The organism is Rothia sp. LK2588 (genome assembly GCF_040946465.1).
Lineage (GTDB): Bacteria > Actinomycetota > Actinomycetes > Actinomycetales > Micrococcaceae > Rothia.
On sequence record NZ_JAYWLS010000002.1, the window covers coordinates 168,949 to 190,969 of the forward strand.

Annotated in this window: 22 protein-coding genes; 6 read left to right on the forward strand and 16 right to left on the reverse strand. The window is 63.1% G+C overall.

Going from position 1 to position 22,021, the window contains the following annotated elements; all coding sequences use genetic code 11:
- Positions 1-184: 184 nt before the first annotated feature.
- Genes VVR12_RS05135 through VVR12_RS05150 form a run of 4 tightly spaced genes read right to left on the reverse strand, consistent with a single transcriptional unit; the run spans position 185 to position 3,189 of the window.
- Positions 185-691, reverse strand: a complete 507-nt coding sequence (locus tag VVR12_RS05135) for a GyrI-like domain-containing protein (protein ID WP_368550097.1) — start codon at positions 689-691, stop codon at positions 185-187.
- Positions 692-1,594, reverse strand: a complete 903-nt coding sequence (locus VVR12_RS05140) for a rhodanese-related sulfurtransferase (protein WP_368550098.1) — start codon at positions 1,592-1,594, stop codon at positions 692-694.
- 47 nt (positions 1,595-1,641) lie between these two features.
- Complete coding sequence (locus VVR12_RS05145) at positions 1,642-2,691, reverse strand: NADP-dependent oxidoreductase (protein WP_368550099.1); 1,050 nt, start codon at positions 2,689-2,691, stop codon at positions 1,642-1,644.
- 51 nt (positions 2,692-2,742) lie between these two features.
- Positions 2,743-3,189 (reverse strand): pyridoxamine 5'-phosphate oxidase family protein, encoded by a 447-nt coding sequence (locus tag VVR12_RS05150; RefSeq protein ID WP_368550100.1) that lies wholly within the window; start codon positions 3,187-3,189, stop codon positions 2,743-2,745.
- Between the two features lie 97 nt (positions 3,190-3,286).
- On the opposite strand from VVR12_RS05150, the gene VVR12_RS05155 reads away from it, so the two are divergent.
- Positions 3,287-5,695 carry a DEAD/DEAH box helicase gene (locus VVR12_RS05155; protein WP_368550479.1) on the forward strand — a complete coding sequence of 803 codons (2,409 nt, stop codon included), beginning with the start codon at positions 3,287-3,289 and terminating at the stop codon, positions 5,693-5,695.
- On the opposite strand, the gene VVR12_RS05160 is transcribed toward VVR12_RS05155, so the two are convergent.
- Genes VVR12_RS05160 through VVR12_RS05185 form a run of 6 tightly spaced genes read right to left on the reverse strand, consistent with a single transcriptional unit; the run spans position 5,662 to position 9,167 of the window.
- A complete protein-coding gene (locus tag VVR12_RS05160) occupies positions 5,662-6,048 on the reverse strand; it encodes an Rv3654c family TadE-like protein (protein ID WP_368550101.1) in 387 nt (128 codons plus the stop codon). The genes VVR12_RS05155 and VVR12_RS05160 overlap by 34 nt on opposite strands.
- Positions 6,045-6,449 carry a TadE family type IV pilus minor pilin gene (locus VVR12_RS05165; RefSeq protein ID WP_368550102.1) on the reverse strand — a complete coding sequence of 135 codons (405 nt, stop codon included), beginning with the start codon at positions 6,447-6,449 and terminating at the stop codon, positions 6,045-6,047. Before VVR12_RS05165 ends, VVR12_RS05160 begins: the two co-directional genes overlap by 4 nt.
- A 4-nt stretch (positions 6,450-6,453) precedes the next feature.
- Positions 6,454-6,687 (reverse strand): DUF4244 domain-containing protein, encoded by a 234-nt coding sequence (locus VVR12_RS05170; protein WP_368550103.1) that lies wholly within the window; start codon positions 6,685-6,687, stop codon positions 6,454-6,456.
- Between the two features lie 31 nt (positions 6,688-6,718).
- On the reverse strand, positions 6,719-7,192 hold the full coding sequence (locus VVR12_RS05175; protein ID WP_368550104.1) for a type II secretion system F family protein: 474 nt from the start codon (positions 7,190-7,192) through the stop codon (positions 6,719-6,721).
- Positions 7,189-7,857: a type II secretion system F family protein gene (locus VVR12_RS05180; protein WP_368550105.1), complete on the reverse strand. Its 669-nt coding sequence runs from the start codon at positions 7,855-7,857 to the stop codon at positions 7,189-7,191. Before VVR12_RS05180 ends, VVR12_RS05175 begins: the two co-directional genes overlap by 4 nt.
- Positions 7,854-9,167 (reverse strand): TadA family conjugal transfer-associated ATPase, encoded by a 1,314-nt coding sequence (locus tag VVR12_RS05185; RefSeq protein ID WP_368550106.1) that lies wholly within the window; start codon positions 9,165-9,167, stop codon positions 7,854-7,856. The genes VVR12_RS05180 and VVR12_RS05185 overlap by 4 nt, the downstream gene beginning before the upstream one ends.
- A gap of 228 nt (positions 9,168-9,395) precedes the next feature.
- Here VVR12_RS05185 and VVR12_RS05190 point away from each other — a divergent pair, with 228 nt between their 5' ends.
- A complete protein-coding gene (locus VVR12_RS05190; protein WP_368550107.1) occupies positions 9,396-11,156 on the forward strand; it encodes a bifunctional 3'-5' exonuclease/DNA polymerase in 1,761 nt (586 codons plus the stop codon).
- 203 nt (positions 11,157-11,359) lie between these two features.
- On the opposite strand, the gene VVR12_RS05195 is transcribed toward VVR12_RS05190, so the two are convergent.
- Positions 11,360-12,118 carry a CoA pyrophosphatase gene (locus tag VVR12_RS05195; protein ID WP_368550108.1) on the reverse strand — a complete coding sequence of 253 codons (759 nt, stop codon included), beginning with the start codon at positions 12,116-12,118 and terminating at the stop codon, positions 11,360-11,362.
- On the reverse strand, positions 12,108-13,007 hold the full coding sequence (nth, locus tag VVR12_RS05200; RefSeq protein ID WP_368550109.1) for an endonuclease III: 900 nt from the start codon (positions 13,005-13,007) through the stop codon (positions 12,108-12,110). The genes VVR12_RS05195 and nth overlap by 11 nt, the downstream gene beginning before the upstream one ends.
- Positions 13,008-13,173: 166 nt before the next feature.
- On the opposite strand from nth, the gene acs reads away from it, so the two are divergent.
- Positions 13,174-15,108: an acetate--CoA ligase gene (gene acs, locus VVR12_RS05205; protein ID WP_368550110.1), complete on the forward strand. Its 1,935-nt coding sequence runs from the start codon at positions 13,174-13,176 to the stop codon at positions 15,106-15,108.
- A gap of 236 nt (positions 15,109-15,344) precedes the next feature.
- A complete protein-coding gene (gene aroQ / locus VVR12_RS05210; RefSeq protein ID WP_368550111.1) occupies positions 15,345-15,782 on the forward strand; it encodes a type II 3-dehydroquinate dehydratase in 438 nt (145 codons plus the stop codon).
- 10 nt (positions 15,783-15,792) lie between these two features.
- Here the strand turns inward: aroQ and VVR12_RS05215 are convergent, their stop codons facing one another.
- Positions 15,793-16,956, reverse strand: a complete 1,164-nt coding sequence (locus VVR12_RS05215) for a MarP family serine protease (protein ID WP_368550112.1) — start codon at positions 16,954-16,956, stop codon at positions 15,793-15,795.
- Positions 16,957-17,275: 319 nt separating this feature from the next.
- On the opposite strand from VVR12_RS05215, the gene VVR12_RS05220 reads away from it, so the two are divergent.
- Positions 17,276-17,953, forward strand: a complete 678-nt coding sequence (locus VVR12_RS05220; protein ID WP_368550113.1) for a Crp/Fnr family transcriptional regulator — start codon at positions 17,276-17,278, stop codon at positions 17,951-17,953.
- A gap of 131 nt (positions 17,954-18,084) precedes the next feature.
- Here VVR12_RS05220 and VVR12_RS05225 read toward each other — a convergent pair whose 3' ends face one another.
- Genes VVR12_RS05225 through VVR12_RS05235 form a run of 3 tightly spaced genes read right to left on the reverse strand, consistent with a single transcriptional unit; the run spans position 18,085 to position 19,778 of the window.
- On the reverse strand, positions 18,085-19,047 hold the full coding sequence (locus VVR12_RS05225) for an NUDIX hydrolase (protein WP_368550114.1): 963 nt from the start codon (positions 19,045-19,047) through the stop codon (positions 18,085-18,087).
- A 31-nt stretch (positions 19,048-19,078) separates the two neighbouring features.
- On the reverse strand, positions 19,079-19,567 hold the full coding sequence (locus VVR12_RS05230) for a RidA family protein (RefSeq protein WP_368550115.1): 489 nt from the start codon (positions 19,565-19,567) through the stop codon (positions 19,079-19,081).
- Between the two features lie 10 nt (positions 19,568-19,577).
- Positions 19,578-19,778, reverse strand: a complete 201-nt coding sequence (locus VVR12_RS05235; RefSeq protein ID WP_368550116.1) for a hypothetical protein — start codon at positions 19,776-19,778, stop codon at positions 19,578-19,580.
- A 100-nt stretch (positions 19,779-19,878) separates the two neighbouring features.
- Here VVR12_RS05235 and VVR12_RS05240 point away from each other — a divergent pair, with 100 nt between their 5' ends.
- Entirely contained in the window at positions 19,879-22,014 is a 2,136-nt protein-coding gene (locus tag VVR12_RS05240) for a transglycosylase domain-containing protein (RefSeq protein ID WP_368550117.1), read from the forward strand.
- Positions 22,015-22,021 lie beyond the last annotated feature (7 nt).

A 22,021-nucleotide genomic window follows, 5' to 3' on the forward strand; every position in this document is an offset into this window, starting at 1 on the left:
CAAAGACATCATTGCCAAACTCGAGGCAGGCCTCGCGGCGTTAGATTCCTAACCACCGCGGGTTCACCGCTTCGACACATCATTGCCCAGCATAATCACTGTGGCACCTCACAAGAGTGACCGTGCTAGCGAAATTAGGGGATCGCTAGCACGGTCACTTTTTGATTAAAAACCGGCAGGATTCTTACTGCGGCACGCCGGTTACCGCAGACCAGCAGTACATCCGGTAGTCCTGGTTGCCGGGCTCCCCCGGACCGTAGACCTCAAGGTTTACTCCGGTAGGCGTGAGACCCTTGCGAGGGATGAACCGCTCATGCAGATAGGCGAAGCCCTCTCGCACCGAAGTCGACACCGGGCCGTGTACCAGCACGGTGGCATACATCGCTCCGGGCACGACCACGCCGGTCAGCCCCAGGGCAGCCACCTGTGCGATGTTCTGCACGATAAAACCCGCCGTGTAGGTGAATCCCGTATCGGCGGCGTCCGGCATCATCACACCCACGCGCTGCAACTTGCCGATGGCCTCAGCCTGCTCTGCGCTGAGACCATCGAACAGGTCACCCCACACTGCAGCAAAATCGCTGTCTTCGGTAGCGTTGATCGTCACTCCGGCCACGAGAAAATCCCCGTACTCGATGAGCGCTGTTTCTCGTTGCGAATCTGCCTGCTGTACGTTGTCGGCCTGCGACATCTAGGCGGGCACCTCCGCGGTGGCCGGCTGACCGGCGCGGTTGAGTTCCAGCGCGCGCTCGGTGCATTCGGGGCACAGCAGTTTCAACTCGCGCGCGCCACCGGGCACCTCGATGTTTTCGAAACGATTCGAGGGTGCTCCGCAGTGCTCGCACTTGCCGATCTGCACCGTATCGGGCGAGAACTCCATGTGCCGGCGCTTGTCGAAGATGTACAGCGACCCTTCCCAGAGCCCCGAATCTCCATACTTTTCGCCGTACCGCACGATGCCGCCGTCGATCTGGTAGATCTCCTTGAAACCGCGGTTCTTCATCAGCGCCGAGAGAATCTCGCAACGAATACCACCGGTGCAGTAGGTGACCACCGGCTTGTCTTTGAGATCGTCGTACTTGCCAGACTCGATTTCCTTGATGAAATCGTGGGTGGTGTTGACGTCGGGCACAATCGCGTTCTTGAACTTGCCGATCTTCGCCTCGTAGGCGTTGCGTCCGTCGAAGAAGACGACCTCGTCGCCGCGTTCTTCCACCAGCTTGTTGACCTCGGCCGGCTTCAGGTGGACGCCGCCACCCACCACGCCGTTTTCGTCGACCTGCAGTTCGTCCGGGGCGCCGAAGGCGACGATCTCGTCGCGCGCCTTCACGGAAAGCCGCGGGAAGTCGGCCGAACCACCGTCGGACCACTTGAGTTCGAGCTTCTCGAAACCGGGGTACTGACGGGTGGTCTTGCCGTACTGTTTCAGTGCGTGCACGTCTCCACCGAGGGTGCCGTTGATGCCGTGCTTAGAGATGATGATGCGGCCGGTCAGGCCCCACTTCTCGCACAGCGCACGCTGCCACAGCATGACGGCGGTGGGGTCGGTGATCGGTGCAAAGCAGTAATAGAGAATAATTCGTTCTTGAGCCACGGGTTAATCCTACTCGTCTGCGGGGGCCTGCGGCCGCACACGCACGGTTAGATGCGTACCACCATCTTGCCTACGTTCCGGCCGTTGAACAGGCCGAGGAAGGCGTCCACCGCGTGATCCAGACCGTCGATCACGGTTTCGTCGTAGCTGATTTCACCCGAGACCACCAAGGGCGCGATCTTTTCCCGGAATTCCTCGGCATACTGCAGGTAATCCTGCAGAACGAACCCCTGCAACCGCAGCGAGCGGGTGACGATGTTGGTCATGTTTTGCGGACCGGGTTCCTGGTTGGGATCGGTGGAGTTATAGACGGAGATCGCTCCACACAGCGCGGCGCGTCCGTAGCGGTTCAGGCTGCCCAGCGCGGCTTCCAGGTGATCGCCACCGACGTTGTCGAAGTAGACGTCGATGCCTTCGGGCGCCGCCTTCGGTAGCTGTTCTCCGATGGGGGCTTGCTTGTAGTTCAGGGCCTGATCGAAACCGTATTCTTCGGTCAACAGACGGGTCTTCTCGTCGGAACCGGCCGAGCCGATCACGGCTTTGGCTCCCTGGTGACGGGCGATCTGCCCCACCATCGATCCCACCGCGCCAGCCGCACCGGAGACAAAGACGGTGTCTCCCTCTTTCATCTCAGCGACCTTCATCAGGCCGGCGTAGGCGGTCATGCCCGTCAGTCCCAACACGCCCAAGTATGCGGAGACCGGGGTGTCACCGAGTTCCGGAACGGCGGTGAATTCCTCGGCCGACCCCTGCGCCACGTCTCGCCAACCCATGAAGTGGGTGACCAGGTCGCCTTCGGCGAATTTCTCCGAGCGGGAGGCCACCACGCGGCCCACTGCGGAGCCGGCCATGGTCTCGTTGAGCGCGAAGGGCTCGATATATGATTCGCTGTCGTTCATACGGCCGCGCATATAGGGGTCCACCGAAATGAATTCGTTGGCGACTCGCACCTGACCGTCTTCTAGCTCCGGCAGGGTCACCTGCACGGTGGTGAAGTTGTCTTCGGTGGGCATACCCTCGGGACGCGCCACCAGCTGAATCTGGGTGCTGATCGAATAATCTGAGTTCTGGTTCTTCGTATTCGTCGTAGTAGTCATGCACGCCACAACGGAAAGGCGGGGTTATTTATTCCCGCCCGACCGAATAAGTTAGGACCCCAGCTTAAATCGCCGGCCGGTGAGCTCAGTGGGCGTGATCTCCACGAATTCGATCTTTTCGGTGGGTAACCAGGTACGAATATTGAGCTTGCGCGCACGGTCGATCTCGTCGGTGTCGGTCAGCAATCGAGCGGTGCCGTGAATGTTCACCGAAAAGGCCTTACCGCCTTCAACTCTGTCGAACTCGACCGTGACCTGTTCAGTGATCTGCAGACGGGTGAGTTTGGACCCGGCGGCGGTGCGAAAATAGATCTTTCCCTCATGCACCGCGATGTTCAGCGGGGCGATGAAGACGCGGCCCTCGTCCACCGTGCCGAGACGCGCGAAGGGAGCCTGTTCGGCGAGCTCCCAACACTCCTCTTCCGTCAAGACGGTGACCGGATCGCTGGAATCCTGGGCGGGTACAGTGGCACGGATATTCATCTTCGGTGTAGTCATGCTCACATTATCCCAGTTTCCGGCGCGGTTTTCCCGCATCGGGCACAATAGGAGGGTGTCTGCAGAATCCGATCCTCGCCCCGCTGATCTGACCGGCCTGCCCGCGCATGTACGCGAGCTGATCGGTTCGCTCGGTTACGGCCCCGCGCCGGAGCAGATCACCCACGTCCGCTCGAATCCCGCCCGTGCGGCCGTCACAGCACCCTGGCCCCAGTGGGTGCATCCGCAGCTACGCGACGCCTTCGAATCCCTCGGAGTCGCCGAGCCGTATCAGCATCAGGTCACCGCCGCAGAAGCCACGCATGCCTCGGCCACCTCCGGGGGCAAGCGCCACGTGATCCTGGCAACCGGCACCGCCTCGGGAAAGTCTTTGGCGTATCTCTTGCCCAGCCTGCACGCGGTGCACCAGGGCGAAACCGCGCCGGGGGCCGGCCTCAGCGATGAGCGAGCCACCGTGCTGTACCTCTCCCCCACTAAGGCCTTGGCGGCCGACCAGCTGAACTCCATTCGTTCGCTCAACATCGGCTCCGTGCGCGCCGAAACCTACGACGGAGACACACCCGCTTCGGAACGACGGTGGATCCGTCAGCACGCGAACGTGGTGTTGTGCAACCCCGATATGTTGCACTTCGGAATCTTGCCCAACCACTCCGCCTGGTCGGGGTTCTTGCGCCGGTTGAAGTACGTGGTGGTGGACGAGGCGCACAGCTACCGCGGCGTATTTGGCGCGCACGTGGCGGTTTTGATGCGTCGCCTACGCCGGATCTGCCGCCACTACGGTAGCCGCCCCGTTTTCTTCGGTGCCTCGGCGACCTCGGCAGAACCCGTGGCCTCCTTCGCTCGGCTGTTGGGAGTAGCGCAGGAGCAGGTCACCGCGGTGACAGAAGATACCGCCCCACACGGGGCCACCCACACGATCCTCTGGGAACCGGAGTTTCGTGAACAGGTCACCGACAAGCTGTCGGCGGCCAGCGGCGATACGCGTTCGGAGACGGAGAAAAATGCGCCGTTGCGCAAGTCGGTTATCGAACAGAGCGCCGAGATGCTCACGGATTTGGTGTTGGATCGCACCCGCACCATCGCCTTCATCAAGTCCCGGCGCGCCGCCGAGGCCATCGCCCAGTCGACGCAGCGCTACCTTGACGAAGTTGAGGTGGGCTTGGCGCACCGGGTGCAGGCGTACCGTTCGGGGTTCTTGCCCGAGGAACGCCGCGAGCTAGAAAGACAACTGCGCTCGGGGGAAATCCTGGGCGTGACGTCCACCTCGGCTCTCGAGCTGGGTATCGATATCGCCGGGTTAGACGCCGTGTTGGTGGCCGGGTGGCCGGGCACCCGCGCCTCGTTTTTCCAGCAGATCGGCCGCGCCGGACGCGCCGGGCAAGAAGCGTTGGCAGTATTGATCGCCAGCGCCGACCCGCTCGACACCTACCTGGTGCACCACCCCGAGGACATCTTCACAGTCGTCGAGTCAACGGTGTTCGACCCCGCTAACCCCTACGTCCTCTCGCCCCACCTCTGTGCGGCGGCGGCTGAGCTACCGCTGCGCGCCGAGGAGGTGTCGCTCTTTGGCGAGACCGCTCCGGCGTTGCTCGAACGGTTGGAGCGGCAAGGCTACCTGCGGCGTCGTGCGACCGGGTGGTTCTGGACCCACCCGGAGAACGCTACAGATCTGGTGGATCTGCGCGGGGGCGGTGGTTCACCGCTGCAGATCATCGAGGCCGAGACCGGCACGGTGATCGGCACGATGGACGCCGGACAGGCTCACCACCAGGGGCACGTGGGGGCGATCTACACCCACCAGCAGGCCACCTATCTGGTCGAGGAGCTTGACCTTGAGAACCGCGTGATCATGGTCTCCCGGGTGCACCCGGATTACTACACGCAGTCGCGGGACCTCACGGAGGTCACGGTGCTCTCCGAAGAGAAGACCGAGCAGTGGGGCCCGGTGAAACTGCACTACGGTCACGTGCGGGTGCGCACCCAGGTGATCTCGTATCAGCGCAAGTCCATCATCGGGCAGGAGACCCTGGGTGAGGAGATCCTCGACCTGCCGCCGCAAAACCTCATGACCACCGCCGTTTGGTTCACCATCGACCCGCGCGTCATGACAAAAGCTGGGGTAGCCGAACCAGAGTTCCCCGGCGCCCTGCACGCCGCCGAACACGCCGCCATCGGTCTGCTCCCGCTGATCGCCACCTGCGACCGTTGGGATATCGGTGGCCTCTCGACGGCGTTGCACATGGATACCGAGTCTCCCACGATCTTCGTTTACGACGGCCACCAGGGCGGCGCCGGTTTCGCCGAACGTGGTTTCGCCGCCGCCCGGCACTGGCTTCAGGCCACGCTAGACACCATTCGCGCCTGCACCTGCGAGGCCGGATGCCCCTCCTGCGTGCAGTCGCCGAAGTGCGGCAATCGCAACGAGCCCCTGGACAAGTCCGGTGCCGAGAAGCTGTTAGCCGCGATGCTGGGTCACGCCGGCGGCCCCGCACGCGAGACCGCCTGAGCCTCGCCGAGCCACGCGGCCGGGCCGCGAACCGGGTAGCTGACCCGCACGTCCACCACCGCCTCAAGCTGGGGTGGCAGCGAACAGGCCAGTACTTTAGCCCCATTGACCGCAGCGACCTCGTGGACCGCCTGGCAGGGATCGCCTGAGCGGAGGCCTCGCGCGCTGTCTGCGCCGGCGAGCGCCGCAAGGTCCGCCGCGGACACCGCCCGCTGGTTCGCGGTGACCACGCCGATCAACCCGGCCACCACCACGCAGCAGATGCACAGGGCGGCGACGATGCCCAGCGCCAGTACGGTGCCCGAGCCTCGCTCCGGATGGTCCCCGGATTCTCCGCGGAGGAGCCGGCTCATTGCTCGGCCTCCACACTCTCGACAGGTGCGGTAGCGGTGGCGGTCAGGCGCCAGCCGGTGGCCTTGCCGATCACCCCGGGCGCCGGGCGGCTACAGGTGACCGTGGCGAGGTTCCCGGTGGCCTCGGCGCGGGAACCGGTCTGCACGACGGCCTCGGGTGAGACCTCGTGGGCTATCGCTTGGACGCGGGCGGGGTCGTCCCCACGGGCCATCGCGCGCGCTGCCAACCGGGCCGACTCCTCAAGGCGCACCTGCACGATGCCGCAGGCCGCCGAGCTCAACAACAACGCCAGCACGAGCACCACAGCCGGTAGCGCCACCGCGAATTCGGCGGTGACCGCGCCGCGTTCTGCTGAGTCAACGGCGGTGGAGTGGCGCCCGCGCCGTTGTTGTCGGTTCATGGGATTATCCTCCCGCCGTGGAGAGGGCGTTCTGCACGATGTTCAGCAACATCTGACGCACCTCCTCTGATTTCAGGATCACTACGAGCAGGCCGGCGAAGCCGACGGCGGCCAGCATGACGATTCCGTATTCGGCGGTGGTGGCCCCGGCTTCGGGGTGATCGAGGTCGGTGATCACCTCCGGTTCGAGCACCGGGGCGGGGTTTTCTGTGACTGAGTGTTGATTTTGGATAGGCATAATTTTCTCCTTCGGTGATAGATGAGGAATGTCAGATCAAGGTATGTGGAACCAGGGAAATCAGTACCGGTATCACCCCCAGACAGACGAACGCGGGCAGTGAACACAGTCCCAGCGGCACGACCAGTTTGACGCCGAGAGTCACCGCAGATTTCTCGGTGGCCCGCAGACCGTGACGACGGTGGCGGGCTGCGAGAACCTGCAAGATATGGGCGGAGGGTGCTCCGGTGGAGTTCATCAGTGCTAGGGCCCGGCTGACCTCCTGGAGTTCCGCAGGTACCGCGTCGAGATCCCAGGCCTGCTCCCAGGTCGCCCCGGCATGCAGACGTTGCACGACCAATCCGCACACCGGGCCGAAGCGTGCTTCGTCCAGGTGCCGAATGTTCTGCAGGCACCCAGTCACGGACAACCCTGCGCCCAGCATCTGCGCGGTGAGTTCCAGCAGCAGGGCAGAGCTGAGCACCGGCGGTTGCGGGGGCGGGGTGCGGGTTCTGAAAAATCTCATAACTGCCCCACCTCCGCTTTGGCGACCAGTGCGGTAGTCCAGACACGCCCCGCCCACGCCAGCCCTACTCCGATCACGGCCGAGGCGACTCCCGGAACCGAGCCGAATAAAACGCTCAGCGGTTCGGCACCCATGAGCATGCCCAGGCCGAGGCCTAAAAGTGGCAGGCCCGAAAGGATCCGGCCGGTGGCCTTCGGAGCAGACATGGCCGACTCCCGCGCCCGGTGGAGATCGATCTCGGACTCCAGAAACTCTGCCAGCCGTTCGAGCATATCGCCGATCGGTGCCCCGGTTCGTTCGCTGACCTTCCAGCAGGCGGCCAGTTCACCGGCTCGTAGCCGCGAGTGCTCGTGGGAGAGGAGCCCGGCGTCCATCGCACTGCCAATGGCCTGCCCCGCCGATAATCCGTAGCGGGTGTGCTGGGCGCAGCGGGTAAGTAGCATTTCGATGTCGTCGATGGCGGTGTTCACCGTACGGCGCTCGGTTGCGGTCAGAAGCTTCTCGAGGGCGTCCTCGGGAGGGACGGGGCGGTGCAGGTATCCGCGCGCGGCCGCAAAAATCTCTCGCGTGGGCAGACCGGATTTCACCAGGGTGGCCAATTGCCAGATCAGTTCTGGCCACAGTTCCATTTCCGCCGCGGACGGGGCGCTATTGCGTGTCGTCATGGCTCTCCCACAGACGCCCTAGCTGTTTCCAGCAAGAGCTTGCCCTCGCTCGTCCAGCTCATCATCGATCGGCGCCGACCCTGCTCGAGGGTGCACAGCGGTTCGGTGAGCAGGTGCCCGCCCACCGTGGTGATCCGTGAGATCTCGGCGACCTGTCGCGTACCGCCGCGGTGGACGATGTGAATCACGTAGTCCACTGCGGTCGCCGCCTGCAGTGCCGTGGCTTCCTGGCTCAATCCGGCCATCGCGCCCATCGCGTAGAGGCGGGAGGGTACCGCGTCGGCGCTATTGGCGTGCACCGTCGCGCCCGTACCCGAGTGCCCGGTGTTCATGGCGGTGAGCATGTCTAAGACCTCGGCGCCACGGCACTCCCCCAGCACCAGGCGCGTCGGGTGCATCCGTAGCGCCTGACGGATGAGATCGGTCAGCGTTACCTCACCGTGCCCCTCCGCGTTCGCAGGGCGAGTCTGCAACGAGACCACGTGCGGGTGAACCGGTTCCAGCTCCGGAGAATCCTCGATCGTCACGATCCGTTCCGAATGCGGGGTCTCCGAGAGCATCGCGTTCAAGAGGGTGGTTTTGCCCGTGCCGGTGCCACCGCTGATGAGGAAGTTCTTGCGGGCGGCCACGAGGTAGCGCAGGCAGGCATGCACTTCGGCGTCGAAGAGCCCGGCCTTCGCTAAGGCCGTCAGGTTCATGCGGTGCGTCGGTTGCACACGGATCGACAGCACCGTTCCCGCCCGCGACAGGGGTGGCAACACCGCGTGCACGCGCAACCCGGTGGTGGTATGGACGTCCGCTGCCGGGCACGCTTCGTCCAGCCGGGCCCCGGCCGCGGAGATGATGCGGGTCGCCAGGGTGCGCACGGCGTCTTCATCGGGGAAGGTTACGGCCGTTTTCGTCAGCGTGGCCCCGGCCTTCATCCAGACCTGAGCGGGGCCGTTGACGTAAATGTCGGTCACCCCGGGCGTCTCCAGTAGCGGTTGCAAGACCCCGATGCCGTGTAATTCGGCATCGAGTTGTTCTTCGGCGCGCCGGCGTTGTTCCCCGCTGAGTTCTATCTCCGAGGCCAACGCCGACTCTTCGATCAGGGCGGGGAGATCCGCCGGTTCGCTTGCGACCGCAGGCTCCTGCGGCTCGAAGAACCGAGAGCGCGCCTTGGTGACCACGAGCGAGACCTGTTCATCGTCGTTCTGAAATGAAGCCGGGTAACGCTGGGCCAGTTGATAGAGCTGAGGCAATTGATCTTCGACCGGCCCGGGTTCGAATGAGTTGATACGCCGGGCCAGGTTCTCGGGTAATACGCTCACGGTGAGTGCTCCTTATCCGCCGGGTCTGTGCTGGGGTGGTTTCCAGTGAACCTCGCATGAGGCCGCCGTGGGGCACCGCATCGAAATCTGTGGATAACTTCCATCAGCGGGGCGTTTAAAATCCGCGGAATCTTGCGGGTGTTTCAGTTATCCACATTTTTTCGGTGTACGACTCGCACCTCAGCCCACCAATGACCGTCATTTTTGCCCATGCGCGATAATGGAGCCATGTACATCGTTCTGGGTTCCACCGCCACCGCAGGCTGGGAAGCCCTGACCTATCTCGGCCCGGATGAAACCTCGGACGGCTCCCTGCGCACGATCCCCGGCGCCCGGCTGGGTGCCTTCGTCGCCGACGTCGAGGCCCAACAATCCGCGCCAGTGCGCTGGGTGTGGGCCGATGCCCGCCAGATCATGCCGGAGCTCCTCGCCCAGGGCGTCAGTCCACAGCGTTGCCACGATCTGCGGCTCGTACAGCGCATCCTCGCCACCGCGGCCACCCGCGCCAACAACCACCTCGATTACGTTCCCACCCTCGACCTGCTCAGCGAAGTGGAGACCCCCGCCGGCACCATGCCGCCCGCCCCCACCGTGCCGGGGCAAGACGCCCTCTTCGCCGACGACTCGTTGCAACCGGCGTCCGAGACCCCGCAGGCACCCGGTGCGCAGGAACTAGCCACCGAACTCACCGCGCAGCTCACCGCGATCGAGGCCGCACCCCACCCCGCCCGGTTACGTCTGTTAGCCACCGCCGAATCCACCGGCGGGATGATCGCCGCAGAGATGAAGTACCACGGTATCCCCTGGAACCGTGCCCGTCACGAAGAGCTACTCCGCCAAGAATTAGGGGAACGCCCCACCGGTTATGAGCGACCGGAGAAAATGCAGGAGCTGGCCGAAGAGATCCAGCGCCTGTTGCAGAGCCCCCGGCTCAACGTCGACTCCCCCGCAGACATGCTCAAGGCCATGCACGCGGCGGGCATGCGCGTGGAATCAACCCGCAAGTGGGAATTGACTGCCTGGGCCGATGACAACCCGCGTCTGAAACCTCAACGCCGAGAGATCGTCGACCCGATCCTGCGGTATAAGAAACTCTCCCGCCTCTTCACCGCCAACGGGTGGAACTGGCTCGACGCCTGGGTGCACGAGAACCGTTTTCACCCCTCTTACGAGGTGGGTGGAGTGGTCACCGGCCGCTGGGGCGCCCACGGCGGTGGGGCCATGCAGATCCCCAAGGACGTCCGCTCGGCAGTCCAAGCCGAACCCGGCATGCTACTAACGGTCGCCGACGCCAGCCAGCTCGAACCCCGCATCCTCGCCGCCGTCAGCCGCGACACCAAGCTCGCCATCGCCGGACGCGACCGGGACCTGTACCTGGGTATCGCCGAGATCGGCGCGCGCATGGGTTCGGCGCTGACCCAACGCGACCACGCGAAGGTGGCGCTGCTGGGGGCGATGTACGGGGCCACGTCTGGTGAATCGGGAAGACTGATGCCGCACCTGCGCAAGCTCTTCCCCGACGCCATCGCCTTCACCGAACGCGCCGCGGCCCTGGGCGAGCGCGGGGGCCAGGTCACTACGTTCCTGGGGCGGACGTCCCCGGCTCCGGACGAGGCGTGGTTCGCCCGCCAGCGCGATCAGGGCACGGCGGCGGCAGAACGCGCGGCCGTCACCGCCCGCCGTAGCTTTGGCCGTTTCACGCGCAACTTCGTGGTGCAGGGCACGGCCGCCGAGTGGGCGCTGTGCTGGATGTCGCTGATCCGCCAACAGCTGCGCAGCACACTGGTCGATGGCCGCCCGATGTCATCACGTCTGGTCTACTTTTTGCACGACGAGATCATGATCTACGGCCCCGAACACGAGGCCGCCGCCTGCACCCAGATCGTCCGCAGGACGGCGCAACAGGCCGCCGAGCTCCTCTTCGGCTCGGTGCCGGTGCAGTTTCCGGTGACGGTGGTCTCGACGGACAATTACGCGAAGGCCAAATAATCGGGGCTTAGATACGGTGATGAGGGTTCAGGGACAAGCTCACGGGCGGGTGGTGGCCGGCTCAGGGACGGGTGGTGGCGTCAGCTAACCTTCTCGCGGCTCGCGCAGGCGCTCGCCGCGATTCATGCCAGACCCAGCCAGCTGACGCCACCACCCACCGCTGAACTCCGTAGCCGAACCCCGCTGAGCCCATCCGTTGCTCCCTACCTAGTACCAGGCGCCGGACGTCTATCGCTCTTGTCCCAGTCCACCGCCCATCCCAGTTCTCTGAAGAGTTGGTCCAGGATGATGCCGGTGAAACCCCAGATCACGAAATGGCCCTGCGGCGAGGCCTCGGTGGTGACCGTGAAGGCCGGCGAATTGTGGCGGGTCTTGCCCCTGCTCACTTGCGCCATGTGCCGGTTGGCCGGGTTGAGCAGGTCGCGCACCGGAACTCGTAGCACCAGGGAAGACTCGTTAGTGTCTTGGGCAGCGACCGTTGAGGTCGAATTCCACCAGGCCAGCACCGGGGTCACCATGAAGTTGCTGATCGGCAACGGCTTCTCGTTCAGCGACCCGAGGATCTGCACACCGGCGGGGTCGAGACCGGTCTCTTCAACGGCCTCACGGAGGGCCGCCACGTGTTCTACCGGCACATTGCGCTCGCGGGCCTCGACGTAGTCTTCGGGGTCGATCTTGCCGCCGGGGAACGCCGGTTGTCCCGCGTGTTTGCGCAGGGTGGCCGCGCGCACCACGATCAGCACGTCCACGTCGTCACCCACGTTCTCCCCGATAGGGCCGCCGGCCGTGGCGGATGCCGCCGGCACGTCGTCCAGCACCCCGAAGAGAACCAACACAGCCGCCCGTCGCACGGTGGCCGGGTCGATCTCCCCGATGCGCCAGTTGTGCTCGTCGGCGATCCGTACGTCTGTGCGGTCGGCCAGGTTGTGCAGTGCGATGAGGGCGGGATGTTCAGGCGCCAAGGTTCCACCCCTCCGCGCGCAGTTCACGCCGTGTGCGGCCCTGCAGGAAGCCCAGGTGAAGGCGTTCGCGTCCCGGGGCCATCTCGTACTTCAGCAGTTTCGCGGCCTTGGTTTCGTCGGTCTCTCCCGCTCCGTAACTGGGGCATAGATCGGCGATGGGGCATGCCCCACAGGCGGGTTTGCGGGCGTGGCAAATGCGCCGCCCGTGGTAGATCAACCGGTGCGAGAGCATGGTCCAATCAGCGGGGTCAAAGAGCTCGCCGACCTCACGTTCGACCTTGATGGGGTCGTCCTGGTCTGTCCAGCCCAGTCGGCGCGCCAGGCGTCCGAAGTGGGTATCCACGGTAATCCCGGGGCGACCGAAAGCGTTGCCGAGCACCACGAAGGCGGTCTTGCGCCCCACACCGGGTAGCTGGGTGAGCTCGTCCAGGCCAGCGGGAACTTCACCCTCGTGTGTCTCGACCAGCTGTTGGCTCAGGCGGACGATTGCCGAGGCCTTGGACCGGTAGAACCCCAGCGGCTGCACGATCTGCTCAACATCGGCGAGGTGGGCTGCGGCCAAGGCGAAGGCGTCGGGGTAGGCGGCGAAGAGGGTGGGCGTCACCGAATTCACGCGCACGTCGGTGGTTTGCGCCGATAAGACGGTGGCGATGAGCAGTTCGAAGGGGGTCTCGAAGTCAAGTTCGGCCACCGCGTAGGGATAGGTCTCCGCCAGAATACGGTTGATCTTCCGCGCCCGGCGTTTGCGGCCCAGCGGTGTCTCCCCCGCGGACGCGCGCCGCTGGTTCGCGCGCCGCGCTTGGAACTCGGGCACCGTGCGGATTTCCAGTGCGGTTCTTTCGTCGTCACTGAGAGGCTGTTCTGAAGGAGTGGGTGTTTGACTGCTCATCACGCCCCTAGCCTACCGCCCGAGGCACCATATTTTTCTTCCCCACCGGTTATGGGTGTGACAGCCGCAACATTTTCCCTTAAGGTTGAGACAGCGAAAAGATGAACGCGGTCACATTTTCGACCAACCGTCCGACCGACCGCACGAGTGAAGGGCACAACTTTTTATGTCGAACACCCAGCAAACCTTTGCACCCTCACCGGAGTTTGCCGCTCAGGCCAACGGTAATGAACAGCTCTACACGGAAGCTCGCGAAAAAGGTGCCGAGTTCTGGGCAGAACAGGCCCGCGAACTGCTGACCTGGAACAAAGAATTCACCCAAACCCTGGACTGGTCTAACCCGCCTTTTGCCAAGTGGTTTGCAGACGGCGAACTCAACGCCTGCTACAACGCCGTCGATCGCCACGTCGAAGAGGGTAGAGGCGACCGCGTCGCGATCTACTTCGAAGGTGAACCCGGCGACACCCGCGAGTACACCTACGCCCAGCTCAAGGACGAGGTCTCCCGCGCGGCCAACGCCATCGAGGCCCTGGGCGTCGGCAAGGGTGACCGCGTGGCAATCTACCTGCCCATGATCGCCGAGGCCGTCATCGCCATGCTGGCCTGCGCCCGCATCGGCGCGATCCACTCGGTCGTCTTCGGCGGTTTCTCCGCTGACGCGCTACGTTCGCGCATCGAAGACGGCGAGGCCAAGCTCGTGATCACCGCCGACGGTTCCTTCCGCCGCGGCAAGCCGTCGATGCTCAAGCCCGCCGTAGACCAGGCCCTGGAGAAGGGTGCCAAGAGCATCGAGCATGTTTTGGTGGTCAAGCGCAACGGTGAAGAGATCAACTTCGTTGAGGGCCGTGACGTGTGGTGGCACGACGCCCTCGAGTCCGCCTCCACCGAACACACCCCCTCGGTGCAGAACGCCGAAGACCCGCTCTTCATCCTTTACACCTCCGGCACCACCGGAAAGCCGAAGGGCATCCTGCACACCACTGGCGGATACCTGACCCAGGGCGCCTTCACCCACAAGTACATTTTCGATATCAAGCCAGAAACCGATGTCTACTGGTGCACCGCCGACGTCGGTTGGGTGACCGGCCACAGCTACGTCGCTTACGCGCCGCTGGTCAACGGCTCCACCCAGGTCATCTACGAAGGCACCCCCGACTCCCCGCACCGCGGTCGCTTCTGGGAAATCGTGCAAAAGTACGGCGTGACCATCCTCTACACCTCGCCGACCGCCATCCGCACCATGATGAAGTGGGGCGAGGAGATCCCCGCAGAGTACGACCTCTCCTCGCTGCGTTTGCTCGGCACTGTGGGCGAGGCGATCAACCCCGAGGCTTGGGTATGGTTCCACCGCGTGATCGGTGGCGGACGCTGCCCCATCGTCGACACCTGGTGGCAGACCGAGACCGGCGCGATTATGGCCTCCCAGCTTCCCGGCGTGACCGTGGCAAAGCCTGGTTCCGCCCAGCAGCCCGTCCCCGGCATCTCGCTGAAGATCGTGGACGACTCGGGCAAGGAGCTCGACAACGATCAGTCCGGTTTGCTCTCCATCACCGAGCCCTGGCCCTCGATGTTGCGCACCATCTATGGCGACGATCAGCGCTTCATCGACACCTACTGGGCACAGTTCGGTGACAAGTACTTCGCCGGTGACGGCGCCAAGAAGGATCAGGACGGCGACCTCTGGGTACTCGGACGCGTGGACGACGTCATGAACGTCTCGGGCCACCGCCTCTCCACCCCCGAGATCGAGTCGGCACTGGTCTCCCACCCCGCCGTGGCCGAGGCGGCCGTGGTTGGCGCGACCGACGAGACCACCGGCCAGGCCGTGATGGCCTTCGTCATCCTCTCCGACGAGGCGCAGAAGGAAAACCGCTCCAAGGAGGAACTCGAGCAGGACATTCGCGCTCACGTGGGCGTGGAGATCTCCCCGATTGCCAAGCCCAAGCGAGTGCTGATCGTGCCCGAATTGCCGAAGACCCGCTCCGGCAAGATTATGCGCCGCCTGCTCAAGGACGTCACGGAGAACCGCCCGATTGGCGACGTGACGACGCTGGCGGACTCGACCGTGATGGACGCGATCGTGGAGCAGTACAAGCAGTAACCGACTCACCCCACCTCCAGCAGGACGCAACCCAAGGTGCGCACCCGCTACGATTTATCTCGACCAGTTGATTGGGCGGCGTCCTGCTGTCGGTTAGGCGCGCGTGGTCAGGGGAGGCAAGGCGGGGATGCCGCTGAGCCGACTGGCTCGGGTCTGGCGTTTAAGGGATGTCGGCGACAGCGGCATCCCCTCTTGCCTCACCTGAGGTATCCCCTCTACCCCATAGAATGCAAAGTATGACTGCACGCATCTTCGTTCTCAACGGCCCCAACCTGAACCTGCTCGGCCACCGCAAACCCGAGATCTACGGTCACACCACGCTCGCCGACATCGAGGCGCAGTTGCGCGCCCGCGCCGAGCAGCTCGGCATGGAGATTGAATTCCTGCAGTCAAATCACGAGGGCACCCTGGTCGATGAGATTCAGCGGGCCCGCACCGAGGCGGATGCGATCATCATTAATCCCGCGGCCTACACGCACACCTCGGTTGCCCTGCACGACGCTCTTGAGTCGGCCGAGAAGCCGGTGGTGGAGGTACACCTCTCGAACATTCACCGGCGCGAGGAATTCCGCCACCATTCTTTCGTTTCGCCGCAGGCAACGGCGATCATTGCCGGTGCTGGGGCCTATGGCTACACCATGGCACTCGAGTTCCTACACCAGCATCTTGGTTAACCTGGGCGTTTTAGTGCTGGGTGCAGCGTCCATGACTCACCGGTTGCGTGTAGGTGTCTAGTCCCGCGAGGACCTCATTGAGTACCGAGGCGGGTATGGCGTATCCGGTCTCGCCCTGGGTGGCTTTGGCGAACATGACGCCGACTACGTCGCCATCGGATTCGATCACGGGGCCACCGGAATTGCCCTGGTCGACTTTGGCGGCAAGCTGGTAGACCAGACGGGATTCGGTGCGTTCACCGGTTTGCACGTCGACGGTTTGGGTGCGTCCTAATCCTTGGACGGTGGCCGGGCGGGTCTCGAAGGGGCCGCCGAGGGGGTAGCCCATGAACTCCACCGGGGTTCCTGCGGCGACGTCTTGATCGACTCGCAACGGTTCGAGTCCCAGGCCGGGTGCGTGGAGCACCGCGAGGTCTTGCTTGGGGTCGAAGTAGACCACCTGCGCTTTGACGCCTCCCCCGCCTCGGTTCTGCACCATCGGCTCTTCGACTCCGGCCACCACGTGTGCGTTGGTGACGGCGTAGTCGGGGGCCACCACGAAACCGCTTCCCTCAGACATGTAATTACACTGTTGTGCCGCGCCCACGATCTGCACCACCGATTCGCTAGACCGCTCCATCGCGGAGGTCGAGGAGTTCTGGGTGGGTGCCTGTTGCGAAGGGAACAACAGGTCAGAAACCTGAGGGATGGCGGCGGTGTGCAACACATGCACCCGGAACTTATCGATCTGTTCCTGCACGGATGCGGGCGTGGCTCGCAACATTGCGTCTACCACCCGCGAGTCGGAGATGGCGGCGTTGACCGGGGGAATTCCCGCAGGACGCACCGCCAAGACCGCCACCAGCATCATCACCGCACACACGGTGAGGCTGAGCAAACCCCCGAGTAAGCGCTCGACCCACCGCAGGGGCGTCATATCGGAGACACGCCGTAGCGTAGAACCCAGCAGAAAACCCAGCCACTGGCCGATCACCAGGCAACCCAAGATAGAGAGAATGGCTACCGGTACGTACCACGCGGCGCTGACCTGATTGATCGCCCAGGGGGTCAGCAGGTAGGCCGCGAAGACACCCCCGACAAACCCTGCCAGGGCACCCAGAGATACGAAAAACCCTTTCCGTAAGCCTGTAACGAAGTAGGCAATCAGCAGGAGGATCAAAATGATGTCTAACATGGTGGTTCTCCGTTGCACACGGCCGAAGTAAATGACTAGAAATTAATGGATTATAGAACTGTTCGTGAACATTTTTATTTCATGCTCTTCACAGAATAAGGTGGGGTCTTCAGAAGTTGCCGCCGCACGGGCCTGTCAGGGGGCCGGGAGGGTGTACATCACCGCAATTTACGGTAGTCTCGATATCAGTTGATTATGTCACACCTCCGCGTGACCCGTCCCGAAGTCCCCTTTCAATTCGTAAGGTTCGGGCCAAGCAACGAACTGTGACGTTGATAAAATCAAAGTTGATAAAATCAAACTTTATTGAAGGAGAATCATGGATATTGAAGTCCTGCGACGGGCCCCGTTGTTTGCTTCCCTCGACGACGAAGCATTCGCGGCGCTGACCGAAGACATTACCGAGGTTGACCTCTCCCGCGGTGCCACCCTGTTCTACGAGGGCGATCCTGGCGACCAGCTCTACTTCATCGTCTCCGGCAAGATCAAGCTCGGCCGCACCGCCTCGGACGGCCGTGAGAACCTGGTTGCCGTGATGGGGCCGGGCGAGATCTTCGGCGAGATGGCACTGTTCGACCCCTCGCCGCGCTCCACCAGCGCCACCGCGGTTTCCGAAACCCGCCTGGCCGGGGTCAAACACGACTCCCTGCGCAAGGCCATGGAGAAGTCGCCGCAGATCTCGGCTCAGGTTCTGCAGGCACTGGCTCGCCGTCTGCGCCGCACCAACGAGAACCTGGCAGACCTCGTCTTCTCGGACGTCCCCGGTCGCGTGGCTAAGGCCCTGTTGGACCTGGCGGATCGCTTCGGACGCCCCGCCACCGACGGCATCTTGGTCGCACACGAGCTGACTCAGGAAGAGCTGGCTCAGCTGGTGGGTGCATCCCGCGAGACCGTGAACAAGGCTTTGGCCGAGTTCGTCTCCCGCGGTTGGATTCGTCTCGAGGCACGCGCCGTGGTCATTCTCGATCTGCAGCGCCTGCGCAATCGTTCGCGCTAACCCCAAGCACACCAAAGCCCGGGTGGTTCCCTACAGAAACCACCCGGGCTTTTTGTTGCGCTGAGAACCGATGCCTCAGGAGTCGGTGCACTTGAGACCCTCAGGCCGGTGCTCCCGCTGGCAACGAGGTTTTAGAGCGAGCACTTCTCCCAGGTGCCGGCCTTCTTCGGCGCGGTGTAGCGCAAGAAGTACTCACCGTCGCGCTCGATGATCTCGGCCTTTTTCACCTGCACGGTGCGCTTCTGCGCGAGAAAGGCAATCGCGGTGGACGCCCCGGCCAGCGATTCGAGCAGGCACAGGGTTCCCGGGGTAATGAGCTCTTTCAGGGTTCGCCCCACCGTTTCTTCGCGACCGATGCGATCGCCAAACTCGGTGGTGTCTTGACTGTCGAGCAGCTCTTTCACGTTCACCCAGTCGCCCCATACGCCCTTGGAACTCAGCAACTTGGGTGACTGCCCGATCGGTACAGCCGAGGCGAAGTAGTGGATGTCGTAGCGTTTGTGACGGTAGTCCGGGCTCTGCCAACGTCCTAGCGCCCGCAACAGATCGGTGCGGAGCGTTAGGCCCCGGCGCGTGAGCAGGTCGACGAAGGCTTTGTCTCCGCAGGCTACCGACTCGCGCAAAGCCATCTGGTCGTACCCCTCGGCGGAGACCTCCACCGTGCTCAGATCGTCTGAACCGGCCAGTAGCATGCCGGTCTCTTCAAATGATTCACGGATGGCACAGACCACTGCCGCGTGTGCGGCCACTAGATCGTCTTGTTTGAAGGTTTCAGCCCACGCCTTGGCTCCGGGACCGCTCCAGGGCATCTGCTCGCGGTCGGAGTCGTTGCATACGCCTCCGGGGAAAGCCACGGTACCCAGCGGTGAAAAGTCGGGGCGATAGGTGAGGATCGTCTCGAGACCTTCCTGGCCATCGCGCACGAACACCACCGCGGCGGCGGTGCGCAACTGGGTAGGAACCTGGGTTCCGCTCTCGAGCCATGCGCGGGCGGCGGCCTTGAAGGGCTCCCCGATCTTGAACAGACGTTCCGTAGCTTCGGGGCACGATCGGTTCGTCGCCTTCTTGGGCGCGGCAGTATCGCCGGTACGCACCATTTTCAGTGCGCCGGTGTATAACCGCTGATTAGGCATACGTCAGGATGAGTTCGACCTCGACGGGAGAATCCATCGGAAGCACCGGCACGCCGACAGCCGAACGGGCGTGGACGCCGGCATCGCCGAAGATCTCACCCAGCAACTCGGATGCGCCATTGATGACGGCGGGCTGCTCGGTGAAGTCGGTCTCCGAAGACACAAAACCCACGACCTTGACGATCTTGGTCACGCGATCCAGGTCGCCAATCACCTGCTTGGCGGCGGCCAGAGCGTTCAGCGCACAGATAGCGGCCTGTTGCTGGGCGGTCTGGGGATCCACCGTGCCCGTCTTGCCCGTACGCGAAACTTTTCCGGTATGTTCCAGCGATCCATCGACGAAGGGCAACTGGCCCGAGGTGTAGACGAAGTTCTCGGCGGTCACTGCCGGCACGTACGCCGCCACGGGATCCGGCGCCTGCGGCAACTGGTAACCGAGCTCGGCGATGCGCTGTTCAATGCGTGAGGTGTTCTCAGTCATGGTGATGTGCTTACTGTGCCTTTTTACGCTTGAAGTAGGCAATCGGGTTGCCCGCAGTGGGGGCTACCATGTTGCCCTCCGGAGCCTGCGAGGCAGGGGCAGTCGAGGGTAGCACTGTGACCAGCTCCCAGCCGTCCTGACCCCAGTTGTCGAGGATCTGCTTGGTGGCGTGAATCATCAGCGGTACGGTGGCGTATTCCCATTTCTCCATATGACACAGATTAGCCCTTATCCCTAGAGATGTTAAATGTTGTCGGGGTTCTTGTAATCCATCTCGTGTATCTCTCAGGTTCAGCTTGTAAACTGAAGCAATGGCTTCATCCAAGAACGTTCGCAAGAGACGCACTCCGGGCGATTTTATTCAGTTCATTGCGCTGAGTATCATCGCCGGATTTTTGACCGCAGGTATTTTGATCCCGCCCACCCTCGGACTGGGCGTGGCGGCTACGTCCTCCATTAACTGGTTCAAGAACCTACCGGCAGATATGCAGGACGGCCCGCTTTCGCGCCCCTCGACGATTTACGCGTCCGACGGAAAGACCAAGCTGGCGTCGTTCTACTCGCAGAACCGCACCGAGGTTAAGCTCGACCAGATCTCCCCCAATATGCGCAACGCCATCATTGCGGTGGAGGATCGCACCTTCTATGAACACGGTGCGGTGTCCCCCATCGGCATCGGCCGCGCAGTCATCAACAACGTGCTCCGCCCCGGCAACCGCCAGGGCGCCTCGACGTTGACCCAGCAGTACGTCAATAACCTCCTCATCGATCAGGCAGTAGCCGACGGTAAGGAAGCCTCGACCCTGGGTGCCAACAAGGGCATGCTCGACAAGGTCAAGGAGATGAAACTTGCCATCTCCATGGAGCAGAACAAGTCGAAGGACGAAATCCTCGAGGGTTACCTCAACATCGTGAACTTAGGTGGTTCCAACTACGGCGTCGAAGCCGCGTCGCAGTACTACTGGGGCAAGTCCGCCAAAGACCTCACCGTGGCTCAGGCAGCGACTCTGGCCGGCATGGTGCAGTCCCCGAACTACTACCGCCCCGATGTGAACCCCGAGACCTCTAAGGAACGCCGCAACGTGGTGCTGGGCACCATGTTGCGTGACGGAAAGATCACCGAAGACCAGTACAATTCGGCAATCACCGAAGACATGAACCTGGATATTCATCGCACCCAGAATGGTTGCTCTACCGCCGAAGGCGCTGCCTACTTCTGTGACTACGTGCTGGCCAGTGTCTACCAAGACGAGCACTTCGGCGCCACTCCCGAGGAGCGTCAGAAGAACCTCTACCGCGCCGGTTACGAGATCGTCTCCACGATGAATGCCGGAGCTCAGAACGACGCCAAGAAGGCCGTGGAGAACACCCAGCCCTCTGACAACAACCCCGATGACGTCAACACCGCTATGGTCAGTGTGGAGCCGGGTACCGGCAAGGTCATCGCGATGGCGCAGAACTCCCGCTTCGATGAGCCCAAGGATGAAAACGACCACTCGGCCTCGATGTTCAACTACAGCGTTGACCTCAAGGACGGCGGTACCTCCGGATTCCAGCCCGGTTCAACCTTCAAGCCCGTCGTACTGGCCGAATGGATCCGCGAGGGTAAGGGCATTAACGCCGTGATCGACGGTACGTCGCTGCACTACCCCGCCGACCATGTGTGGAAGGCCAAGTGCATGGAAGGCGGTGGATTCCGCTCCAAGGGCGATGAAGGCAACGGCTGGAGCTTCCAGAACGCCGAAGGCGGCTACCAGAAGTGGGACACCGTGGCCTACGGCCTCAAGAACTCCATTAACTCCTTCCTGTACTCCATGGCTTCGCAGGTAGACCTCTGCGGTGTTGAGGACGTCGCTAAGGACTTGCGCATCCACAAGGCAGACGGTTCTGGTGTGGCCTACGAGAAGACCCAGCTGGCTTCGTTGATCGGTACCCAGCCTGTCTCGCCGCTGACCATGGCCACCGCATTCGCTACCTTCGCGGCTGACGGTAAGTACTGCGAGCCCTCCCCGATCCAGGAGGTCAAGGACCGCCGCGGTAACACCGTGACCAAGTTCGAGGCCAAGTGTGACCAGGCCCTGGATAAGGACACCGCTCGCGGCGTGAACGCCGTGCTCAAGCAGGTGCTGGTTGACGGTTCTGCATGGCGCCGTGGCATCGACCTGCCCGACGCGTCCGCAGCGAAGACCGGTACCACCGATAACTCGACCCAGACCTGGACCGTAGGTTACACCCGTGGCCTGTCCACCGCGTCGTGGGTAGGTAACTTGGCCAAGGGTTCGCGTTCGCTGAACGAGCTGAACATCGGCGGCGAGCGCCGTGAGTACGTGGACGGTGCGCTGTATGCAGGTGGACAGTGGCAGCAGTTCATGAAGGCACAGGCCAAGAATTTCAATACCGACAAGTTCCCTGAGCCCTCTGAAAAGGTTAAGGGAACTCAAAAATAAACTAGGA

Coding starts and splice junctions, on each gene's coding strand:
- VVR12_RS05135 (WP_368550097.1), bottom strand. CDS start 691: ATGTCGCAGGCCGACAACGTACAGCAGGCAGATTCGCAACGAGAAACA.
- VVR12_RS05180 (WP_368550105.1), bottom strand. CDS start 7,857: ATGACGACACGCAATAGCGCCCCGTCCGCGGCGGAAATGGAACTGTGG.
- VVR12_RS05240 (WP_368550117.1), top strand. CDS start 19,879: ATGGCTTCATCCAAGAACGTTCGCAAGAGACGCACTCCGGGCGATTTT.
- VVR12_RS05175 (WP_368550104.1), bottom strand. CDS start 7,192: ATGAGATTTTTCAGAACCCGCACCCCGCCCCCGCAACCGCCGGTGCTC.
- VVR12_RS05150 (WP_368550100.1), bottom strand. CDS start 3,189: ATGACTACACCGAAGATGAATATCCGTGCCACTGTACCCGCCCAGGAT.
- VVR12_RS05190 (WP_368550107.1), top strand. CDS start 9,396: ATGTACATCGTTCTGGGTTCCACCGCCACCGCAGGCTGGGAAGCCCTG.
- VVR12_RS05145 (WP_368550099.1), bottom strand. CDS start 2,691: ATGACTACTACGACGAATACGAAGAACCAGAACTCAGATTATTCGATC.
- VVR12_RS05235 (WP_368550116.1), bottom strand. CDS start 19,778: ATGGAGAAATGGGAATACGCCACCGTACCGCTGATGATTCACGCCACC.
- VVR12_RS05230 (WP_368550115.1), bottom strand. CDS start 19,567: ATGACTGAGAACACCTCACGCATTGAACAGCGCATCGCCGAGCTCGGT.
- nth (WP_368550109.1), bottom strand. CDS start 13,007: ATGAGCAGTCAAACACCCACTCCTTCAGAACAGCCTCTCAGTGACGAC.
- VVR12_RS05220 (WP_368550113.1), top strand. CDS start 17,276: ATGGATATTGAAGTCCTGCGACGGGCCCCGTTGTTTGCTTCCCTCGAC.
- VVR12_RS05170 (WP_368550103.1), bottom strand. CDS start 6,687: ATGCCTATCCAAAATCAACACTCAGTCACAGAAAACCCCGCCCCGGTG.
- VVR12_RS05215 (WP_368550112.1), bottom strand. CDS start 16,956: ATGTTAGACATCATTTTGATCCTCCTGCTGATTGCCTACTTCGTTACA.
- acs (WP_368550110.1), top strand. CDS start 13,174: ATGTCGAACACCCAGCAAACCTTTGCACCCTCACCGGAGTTTGCCGCT.
- VVR12_RS05160 (WP_368550101.1), bottom strand. CDS start 6,048: ATGAGCCGGCTCCTCCGCGGAGAATCCGGGGACCATCCGGAGCGAGGC.
- VVR12_RS05165 (WP_368550102.1), bottom strand. CDS start 6,449: ATGAACCGACAACAACGGCGCGGGCGCCACTCCACCGCCGTTGACTCA.
- aroQ (WP_368550111.1), top strand. CDS start 15,345: ATGACTGCACGCATCTTCGTTCTCAACGGCCCCAACCTGAACCTGCTC.